The sequence below is a fragment of the Cellulomonas septica genome, from assembly GCF_012396155.1.
Lineage (GTDB): Bacteria > Actinomycetota > Actinomycetes > Actinomycetales > Cellulomonadaceae > Cellulomonas > Cellulomonas septica.
The window spans coordinates 1-1,684 of sequence record NZ_JAAXOY010000718.1 but is presented as its reverse complement, the minus strand read 5'-3'; the positions used below and the strand labels follow the sequence as shown (position 1 = coordinate 1,684).

General features: G+C 74.4%; 2 protein-coding genes. One reads left to right on the top strand and one right to left on the bottom strand.

All coding sequences use genetic code 11. The features are described 5' to 3' along the window. Window positions 1-262 precede the first annotated feature (262 nt). On the bottom strand, window positions 263-490 hold the full coding sequence (locus HGA02_RS18515; protein WP_168680781.1) for a hypothetical protein: 228 nt from the start codon (window positions 488-490) through the stop codon (window positions 263-265). A gap of 267 nt (window positions 491-757) precedes the next feature. On the opposite strand from HGA02_RS18515, the gene HGA02_RS18510 reads away from it, so the two are divergent. Beyond that, window positions 758-1,684 (top strand): GAF domain-containing protein (locus tag HGA02_RS18510; RefSeq protein ID WP_246248074.1); only part of this gene is annotated, 927 nt, incomplete at its 3' end.

Below are 1,684 nucleotides of genomic sequence, written 5' to 3'. Positions count from 1 at the left end.
GCCCCATCAGCGCGCCTCGCGGGTGCGGTGGCGGGCGGCGGGCGGCATGGCGCACATGGTGGCACGACGGACCGGTGCGGGAGGCCGCTGTCCTCCGCCGGGGTGAAGGGCGCCTCCGCGAGCGCCGGTGCAGCGGTCGGACGCCGGCCGACGCTCCGCCGGAGAGGACCCCTCCGCTCCTGCACCGGCGCGAGGGCTGCAGGGTCCCGGACACGACCGAGGCCGGCACCCCGGGTGGGGCACCGGCCTCGGTGCGGCGGCGTCAGCGGGCGACGGCGCCGGAGTAGCTGCCGGCGAACAGGCCGGCAAGGAGCAGGGGAAGCGCGACGCGCTCGGTATGCGGCGGACGCCTCGTGGCGTCGGACGCGTGTCTCTCGGCGGTGACGCGGGCACGGGCGCGGGCGATCGTCGCCTCCTCGAGGCGGCGGGCGTTCTCCTGGCGGGCGAGCTCGTGGGTCATGGTGGGATGCACGGTGGGCTCCTCGGGCACGACGACGGGACCGTCGCCGGTGGGTGGGTGTGGGGTGGTGCGGGCATGACGAAGCCGGGCCCTGCCGGCCCGGTCGTCGGTGGATCAAGGACACCGAACCACTCGCCAGATACGCGTGTCACACGCTTTTCCGACGGGTTCGCGACGCGTCCCGGCGGGTGTCCGCGGGTGATCTCTGCCGCACCCGGTGCCGCACTCCGGGAGGAACCGGACAACGGGCAGGCGTCCAGATGCCGGGTTTGGTCGCCCCTGGCTACCGTCGATGACATGGGGGTGGAGACCACAGAGGACGCGCGGCTCGCCGCGCTCGCCCAGCTCGACATGCTCGACACGCCGCCGGAGGAGCGGTTCGACCGGGTCGTGCGGCTCGCGCAGCAGCTCTTCGGCGTGCCGACGGTCTTCGTGTCGCTCGTCGACCGTGACCGGCTGTTCTACAAGGCGAAGGTCGGGCTCGAGCAGGACGAGGCCGCGCGCGACACGTCGTTCTGCCGGTTCACGATCGAGCAGCCCGGCACGTTCGTCGTCGAGGACGCGACCGCCGACCCGCGGTTCGTCGAGAACCCGTGGGTCGTCGACGACCCGCACCTGCGCTTCTACGCGGGGCATCCGCTGGTCGCGCCCGGCGGTCACCGCGTCGGCACGTTCTGCCTGATGGACGTGCAGCCGCGCGAGTTCGGTGCGCAGGACGCGGTGCTGCTGCGCGACCTCGCGTCGTGGGTCGAGCAGGAGCTCGTCGTCGACGACGAGCTGCAGCGCGCGGCGCAGGTCCAGGCCGGCCTCCTGCCGCGCACGGTGCCCGACGTCCCCGGCTACGGCATCGCAGGTGCGTGCCTGCCCGCGCGCGCGGGGTCGGCGGCGACTTCTTCGACTGGGCGCTCACCGACGGACGCCTCACGTTCACGCTCGCGGACGTCATGGGCAAGGGCGGGGGAGCGGCGACCAGCACGAGCGTGCCGTCGTCCGCCCGCGCCAGGCGCAGCAGCAGCCGACCCTCGACGCCCGCACGCGTGGCCGCGTCGGCGGCGTTCTGCGCGAGCTCGACCACGACGCGGTCGCGGTAGTACCCGCGGGCGTGGTCCTCCTCGGTGTTCGCGTCCTCCCGCCGGCGCTCATCGAGACCACGTACGCCACGCCGGCCCACCACAGCAGTGCGGCGCGCGACCGGTGCAGGAACAGCAGCGCGAGCAGGCCGGC